This window comes from Amycolatopsis sp. SID8362 (assembly GCF_010550475.1).
In the GTDB taxonomy this organism is placed as follows: Bacteria; Actinomycetota; Actinomycetes; order Mycobacteriales; family Pseudonocardiaceae; genus Amycolatopsis; species Amycolatopsis eburnea.
This window is the reverse complement of sequence record NZ_JAAGNB010000735.1, coordinates 119187-126781: the sequence shown is the minus strand read 5'-3', so window position 1 is coordinate 126781 and position 7595 is coordinate 119187. Positions and strand designations below refer to the sequence as shown.

The 7595-nt window shown below is 68.8% G+C and carries 4 protein-coding genes; 3 read left to right on the top strand and 1 reads right to left on the bottom strand.

Going from position 1 to position 7595, the window contains the following annotated elements; genetic code table 11:
- Positions 1–652, top strand: a 652-nt coding sequence (locus G3I65_RS22970; RefSeq protein WP_160697285.1) for an IS3 family transposase, incomplete at its 5' end; no start/stop codon positions are given.
- 652 nt (positions 653–1304) lie between these two features.
- Positions 1305–1835 (top strand): hypothetical protein, encoded by a 531-nt coding sequence (locus tag G3I65_RS22965; protein ID WP_160697933.1) that lies wholly within the window; start codon positions 1305–1307, stop codon positions 1833–1835.
- A 718-nt stretch (positions 1836–2553) separates the two neighbouring features.
- On the opposite strand, the gene G3I65_RS22960 is transcribed toward G3I65_RS22965, so the two are convergent.
- On the bottom strand, positions 2554–3615 hold the full coding sequence (locus G3I65_RS22960) for a DUF932 domain-containing protein (protein ID WP_203612473.1): 1062 nt from the start codon (positions 3613–3615) through the stop codon (positions 2554–2556).
- A 1121-nt stretch (positions 3616–4736) separates the two neighbouring features.
- On the opposite strand from G3I65_RS22960, the gene G3I65_RS22955 reads away from it, so the two are divergent.
- Positions 4737–7589: a BTAD domain-containing putative transcriptional regulator gene (locus tag G3I65_RS22955; protein WP_239071384.1), complete on the top strand. Its 2853-nt coding sequence runs from the start codon at positions 4737–4739 to the stop codon at positions 7587–7589.
- Positions 7590–7595: the final 6 nt, after the last annotated feature.

Genomic DNA, 7595 nt, shown 5'->3' with positions numbered 1-7595 from the left:
CGCCCGCCGCGGGTTCACTGCCTCGGAGAACCGGGTGTGGCGGATCTGCTCGATGCAGAAGATCTTCTCGCTGCACGCCAGGAAGAAAGGCCGTTCCCGCCAGGCGGGGCCGCCGGTGCACGACGACCTCGTGCGCCGGGACTTCACCGCCGCCGCGCCGAATACCAAGTGGCTGACCGATATCACCGAGCATCCCACCGGTGAGGGCAAGCTGTACTTGTGTGCGGTCAAGGACTGCTACTCCAACAAGATCGTCGGATACTCCATCGCCTCGCACATGCGGGCCTCACTCGCCGTCAGCGCGCTGCGCAACGCGATCGCGCTGCGCGACCCGCACGACGTCGTGGTCCACTCCGACCGCGGAGCCCAGTTCCGATCGGCGGCCTACCAGCGCCTGCTGCGCGGTCATGGGCTGACCGGGTCGATGGGTCGGGTCGGTGCGTGTGGTGACAATGCTGCGATGGAGTCGTTCTTTTCGTTGCTGCAGAAGAACGTTCTCGATACCCGCCGGTGGCGCACGCGGGAGGAGCTCCGGTTGGCGATCGTGTCCTGGATCGAGACGAAGTATCACCGCAAACGCCGCCAACGCGCCCTGGGCAAGCTCACCCCGGTCGAGTTTGAGACCATCTACACGGCCACGTCAGCGGCCTGAGAAACAGTCAGCTCCGGTGTCAACCGAAGTCTGGGCAGACCCTTGATCAAGCAAACGACCGCCAACCGCAGTCACAAACCACGGACATCTGCGGTCGGTTCACACCGTCACAACCAATACTCACCATAGTGGCGCAGCTGCAGGTTGAATGACAGCCCGTCTCGCAGTGCCGAGTCCACGCGGGCTTGTGTGGTCGCGGCCGACGCATGGAAACCTCACCGGAAGCCTCCGCGCACCGCTTCCGAGACCGCGGCGCGCTCGGGGCGATCGGGACGTCGTGGACCGACTGGCGGCCGAGCTGCCCTTGGTGTCGTACGTCGCTCGCTCCAACGGTCTCGGTCCCGACGAGGCCGAGGTATGGCGCGAGACCGACCGTCGACCGATCGTTCGGCATGTGTGCGCGTTCGTCGTGCGCTCGGTAGCGATAGCAGAACCCGCTGCTGAGACTCCGTAGTCTCTTCCGCCCGCGTATGCCGGATCCGAAACCAGTCGCCCAAGTGTGCACGGAGACTAAACAGGTGTGCGTTGATTCGATCGACAAGGCCGGCCGGTGACGTGCATCTTGACACCGGCAGGTACGCATAGGGCCAGCCGGACTCCACATCGTGAGCTGCGCCGGAGTCAGGTCAATAAGTTGACGGCAAAAGGAGAAATGTTGTTCACCATGCAATGGATGAAAACCGCATCGCGCGCTCGATGGAGGGCCGCGGCCGCACTCGTGGCCCTGCTTTCCGTGCCCGTGATGATCGCACCCGCGGCCCAGGCGGCCGAAACACAGGATCGGGACCTTGCCAGTGCAGCCAGCGGCGCACCAAGGGCTTGGTTCCCCTCGGTCGCGGGCGACGCGGGTTTGGCTTCGCGCGCCGAGTCGTCCGCTGCTGTCGTTCTGGAGAGTTACATCAGCAATCAGAGCTCCATCGGCCAGGGGGTGATGAGCCTGATGGACGGGGTTTACGACAGCGGCCTCTATGACGCGATATTGCCGCCCGGATGGCGTACGGATATCCAATTCCGGTGGAATTACGCCCACGGCGCCTACATCGGTCCCGGCGGCTGTGCGAAATTTCGTTCGTGGACCGGTACCTATTGGTACGATTACGGCAATCACCCAGCCGGGCAGTGGTACCTTCCCCCGAACCCCTGGGGGCAAGACGTCACGAGGTGGGAGATCCGGAACTGCTGATTCCGGTGCGGTTCGCCTCGCCGAGCCGCTACCGGCACCGGCTGCGGCGGCGCACCAGGTGGTCCGCACGGGGAACCACTGCAGGGTGTCCGGCTACCCGAGCTGTTGACTCGCGGAGGCGGCCGCCGGTAGGCGCGAGAAGTCGAAGACCGGCGGGCCGCGATGCCCGTGAAGCAGCAAAGTGACCAGCTATTCGTCGACGCCGGCGCCCGGGCAGGGAGTCGGCGTCGAGGCCAGCCGGGATGAGCGCGCACCGAGTGCGCATCCGCGGTCCATCGTTCCTGACTCAAGATATGAATGAGGAGCAGAGCAGCTCAGCGGTGTTCGTGGGCCAGGGTGCGCAAGCCCTCACGCGCCCAGAACCGCGATCAATCCCACCGTCGTCGCCGTGCCGACCAAAGCCGAGGATCCGCACGCGCCCGACGTGATCGCCCGCAGCGCGTCGACGACGTGGGCCAGTCAGTCTGCGGGGTGAAGGGGGCTGGCCGGGCCGGCGCGGCGCGTGCGCTGGCCGGGCCAGCCCGAACCGGGATTCGGCTCGCCCGGGGACGGCGTGCCGACTCGGGGACTCCCGGTTCATTCAGGTGGCTTCGCGCGGGATTGGTGTGCGGACGACCCGGGACATCCAGGGCCGGCGGCCTCGCCGAGGTCGCCGGCTGGGCCTTGACCGGTGTCGCGGGGTCTGGTCGCGTGGTCGAGGCCGCGCCGTCCCGCGAGGTCACGTGTGGCCGGGTGCCACGGCATCGATCGCGGGTTCGCGATCGGCCGTCCACGTGGTGAGGGCGTCGGCGGCGGCGTGGACGGAGCCCGTCGGAAGGCTGCTCGTCCTTGGGCGGGTCGGGATGCAGTACGGATCCGGTGAGGGTGCGGGGCTCGTAGCGGTCGAGCAGGCCGGCGGTGACGCGGCGAACGGCGCCGACGGCGCGGCCGTTGACCCGCACTGGCCAGAGGTGATCGAACCGGTAGGCAGCACGGGCCGGTGCGGTGCGCGGGTGGTGTTCGGGGTAGCGGTAGGCGGCTCACCAGTTGGTGACGGAGCGATCGATGACCGGTCACCAGCGTCGGTGATCGCGGTGACCACGTCGCGGGCCAGCGCCGGGCCGATGAGGTCGGCCAGCATCGTGAACGCATCCCGCGCCGGATCGATCGTGGCCAGCAGCGGCGCAGCCTGTTCCCACAGCGTTGTCACATTCAGCTGGCTGAGTTCGGTGTCGCGGTCGGCGTAGGCGCGTTCGTCGGTGAACCCCGGATCCAGAGGGGCCAGGGCGTCCAGGCAGGCGATGCAGTCGTGGCAGCGGTAGACGCTCGGGCGGGACACAGCGATGGAGATGCCGTGGCCGGTGTTCGTCCAGCCGTCGGTTCCGCACGTTATCGACCGAGGACCGGGGTTGCTCAGACGGCGGCGAGGACCTTGTACAGGATGGCGGTGGTGCGTGGCGCGGTCATTCTTGGCCAGCTCACCGCGCATCACCCGGGTCATGTTCCGTTCGGCGCGGCTGGCACCGCTGATGACGGCCTCGTGGTTGAGGTGAGTGTTGACCGCCTGCACCACACCCCACCCGGTGTTCTTCCACGGGCTGACCCGGCTGTCGCTGGTCCACAGCCGGGTCAGCGCGGAACGTTTGTCGGCGGCGTTGGTGCGTCCCCTGCCCGGCTGCTCGGGGATCGGGGTGTGGGCGTCCAGGAAGGCTTTCCAGGCGCGGTCGGTGACCGTGGTCTGACACAGTTTCTTGACTTCGGCGGCGAAGTCGTCGGCGACGGTGTGCACGAGCTGCAGCACTTCACGGGCGGAGCAGCTGCAGGGCACTGTTGCGCTTGTGGACGATGGCGACTTCTTGCCCGTCTTCGCGCAGCCCGGCGGCCATTGTGTTGTCGCAGAAGACGTTGGTGACCACGCGCTTGTAGCGGGTTTTCAGGCAGCAGGCCGGCGGATCCGATGGCGAGGCCGTCGTCGAGGAGGGCGGCGACGTTGTCCAGCAGCCAGATCCGTACTGGGTGGATTCCGTATCCGTTGGTGTGGTTGGCGAGGATGTCGCCGTTATCGGAGGCGGTGACCCCCAGGTGGTGCTCGGAGAGCCGGAGCCCGAAGCGGCCTTCGACGAAGACCCGGGCCGGCTCGGCGGTCCAGCTGAACAGGCGCCGTTTGACGTCGCTGATGGGATCGGGCCGGGGTAGTGGTTCGGTTCGGGGGTCTGGTCTTCGGCGCGATAGTGCCAGGCGTGGCCGCGTTTGTCGGTGAATCCGATGAGGACATTGGTGTTGAGCCACGTGCTGGTTTCCTTGGACACGACGATTGCCCTTTCGGTGCTGGTGCGGCGTGAGCGGGTGCCGAGGGGTGGCGGGCTCGCGGTGGACGGCCACGGCTCACCAGGCCAAGCGCCGGCGGTGCACAGGCCCCGCAGCTGCAGATCGAGCCCGGGTGTGAAGTGGCTGCCGTGAACCGCTGGCGCGGGCCTGGTTCCCTGGGCTCGGTCACACGGCGACGGCCGGACGCCCTGGCACACCAGTACCGGTCAATTGACCTCCATTACCGCCAGACGAACGGGCGACCGGCATCGAGACGGCATGGAGCTCGGCGTCCCGAAGTTGCAGGAGGTTCCACGTGGAGGCGGCATCGGCGATCTTCGGGTGGTTCACCGAAAACCTTTGGGGCGCTGGGCACCGAGGCACCTGAGCAGAGAACTTCGGCGTGATCGCCACGACAGTGCCCGGCGTAGCCTTGATCGTCTTCTAATTCCGAGCTACCAGATTTTCGAGGGTCATCTCGGCCGACCCGAGCCTCTCGCCCATGCTCGTCGCCGACGTCATCTGGCCCGCAAGCACCACTGCGCAGCACAAAGCCACTGTTCAAACCTGTGGGCGTAAACTACCCTTTACCTTCCACAGCTGCCGGTCAGGGGGATGCAGACCGGCAGCCGGGGAATGGGGGGCACGGTGGAGATATGTCTTCTGGGTGCAGTGTTCGCGCTGGCGGACGACGCGGTGGTCGACCTGGGACCGGCTCGCCAGCGGTGCGTGCTGGCCGCGCTGGCAGTGGACGCCAATCAGGTGGTATCGGTCGACCGCCTGATTCAGCGGGTCTGGGGCGAGCGCCCGCCGCTGCGGGCCCGGCAGACGCTGGTGACCTACGTGTCCAAGCTGCGGCAGGCGCTGCTCCCAGGCACCGCAACCATCGTGCGGCGCTCGGGTGGCTATGTCCTGACGGTCACGCCGTCGGCGGTCGACCTGCAGCGCTTCCACGACCTGCGCGCGCGGGCACTCGCCGAGGTCGATCAGCAGGCAGCGGTCTGCTTGCGGGAAGCTCTGGGATTGTGGCGCGGGGACGCGCTGACCGGTTTGGACGGCGAGTGGGCTGAAGCCGAACGAGCCCGGCTGCACCGGGAACGCCTGGACGCCGAGTCCGACCTCGCCGACGTTGTGCTGCGGCTGGGCCACGGCGAGGACCTCGTCGCCGACCTCGCTGCGCGGGCGGCCGAGCACCCGTTGGACGAGCGGGTCGCGGCCCAACACCTGCTGGCCTTGCACCGCGCGGGCCGCACAGCCGACGCGCTTGCCGGCTACCGGGGCATCCGGGAGCGGCTGGTGGCGGAACTCGGGACTGAGCCGGGCCCGCCACTGCAGGACCTGCACCGGCAGATCCTCGCCGCCGATCCGGCCTTGAGCGGCGGTCCCGCGGGGACAGTGGTCAGGCCGGTGGCGGTGCCCAGGCAGTTGCCGGCTCCGCCGGTACCCTTCGTCGGCCGTCGCGAGGAACTGGACCGGCTCGACGTCGCACTGCGCGACGCGCCGGACACGGCGATGACCATTTCCGTCATCGCCGGCGCGGGCGGAATGGGGAAGACGTGGCTGGCCCTGAACTGGGCACACCGGCACGCCGGGCGATTTCCCGACGGCCAGCTGTTCGTCGACCTCCGGGGTTTCAGCCCCGATCGGGAGCCGATGGATCCGAGTGTCGCCGTGCGGGGATTTCTCGACGCACTGGGCGTGGAGCCCGGGCGCATGCCGGCCGATCCGCACGCCCAGGCGGGCCTGTTCCGCAGTCTGCTGGCAGGCACGAGAATCCTGTTGCTGCTCGACAACGCCGCAGATGCCGACCAGATCATCCCGCTGCTGCCCGGCAGCCCGGGGTGCACCGTGATCGTGACCAGCCGCAACCAGCTGCCGGCTCTGCTCATCGGGCACGGCGCCCACCATGAGCGCCTGGACGTGCTGTCCGACGACCAGGCCCGTGCCGTGCTGGCGGATCGGCTCGGCGCCGACCGGATCGCCGCCGAGGCGGCGGCGACCGACGAGCTGATCGAACTGTGCGGTGGGTTTCCGCTGGCGCTGAGCGTCATCTCCGCCCACGCTCGCACCCGCCCCGGGCTCGCGCTGGGCGCACTCGCTGCGGAACTGCGCGACTGGGATCTGGGCGTGCTGGACGACGGCGATCCCGGCGCCAGCTTGCCTGCCGTGCTGTCCTGGTCTTATCGAGCGCTCACGCCTCGCCAGGCCACCGTGTTCTCGTTGCTCGGCATCGCCCCCGGTTCCGACATCGGCCCGGCGGCCGCGGCCAGTCTCGCCGGACTCTCCCCGGAACAGACGAGAACGGTCATCCGTGACCTGGAGCGGGCGTCGTTGATCAGTCAGGATTCGCGGGGCCGGGTGCGGATGCACGACCTGGTCCGCCGCTACGCCGCGGACACCGCCGCCCGGCTGCCGGCCGACGTCCGCGACAGCGCGCTGCGCCGGGTCGTTCACTTCTACTTGCACACCGCGCACGCCGGGGACCGGGTCCTGGACCCCCACCGCCCGCCGATCCGGCTGGATCCGCCCGGTTCGGCCACCACGCCGCAGCCGCTGCCGGATACCGGCGCGGCCTTCTCCTGGTTCGACGCCGAGCACGCCAACTTGCTGGCGGCCCAGCGGACCGCCGCCGGTCACGGGTGGCACGTCGCCGTTTGGCAGCTGGCCTGGGCGCTGACCACGTTCCAGAATCGCCGGGGCCACGGCCGGGACCAGCTGACCGCCACGCAGGCCGGGCTGACAGCGGGCCAACACCTCGGCACGCCGACTGTCCGCACCCTCACCCACCGGCTGGTGGGCATGGCCTACGCCACGGACGGCCGGTTCGACGAAGCGATCGGCCACCTGAACCAGGCCCTCGATCTGGCCGAAGGGCACGAGGACCACCTCAACCAGGCGCGCAACCACCGAGCGCTCGCCTGGACGTGGCGGAGGATGGGCGACAACCAGAAGGCTCTGGACCACGCCACCCGTGCCCTGCAGGTCCACCGCTTCCTCGACAACCCGGTCGAGGAAGCCCTTTCCCGCTGCCTCACCGCGTGGTACACGGCACTGGCCGGAGATCACGAACGGGCCGCCGAGCACTGCGATGTGGGGCTCGCCCAGTGCCGCAGGTGCGGCATTCGCGAGGGCGAGGCCGCGATCCTCGACACTATGGGCTACCTCGGGCTCCAGACCGGCCGGCACGAGCAGGCGATCCGCGCCTACGAGGCGGCAATCGCCCTGTATCGGGACATCGGCGACGTGTGCCACCTGGCCGATGCCCTTGACCAGGTTGGCCACCCGCATGCCCTGCTCGGCCACAACGGCCGTGCTCGCGAGGTGTGGCGGGAAGCGCTCGAGCTGTACCGGGAGCAAGGACGCGACGCTGATGCCGAGAGGGTCCAGCGGCTGATCGACGCCCTCGAGGGCACCAGCGACCGGCATCCGGTCATGGGCAGATCGCTGGCGACCGCCGAGGGGAGCTGACCGTGG

Bases quoted from the DNA above. Each gene is read 5' to 3' on its own strand.
- G3I65_RS22965 (WP_160697933.1), top strand. From the start codon at position 1,305: ATGTTGTTCACCATGCAATGGATGAAAACCGCATCGCGCGCTCGATGG.
- G3I65_RS22955 (WP_239071384.1), top strand. From the start codon at position 4,737: ATGCAGACCGGCAGCCGGGGAATGGGGGGCACGGTGGAGATATGTCTT.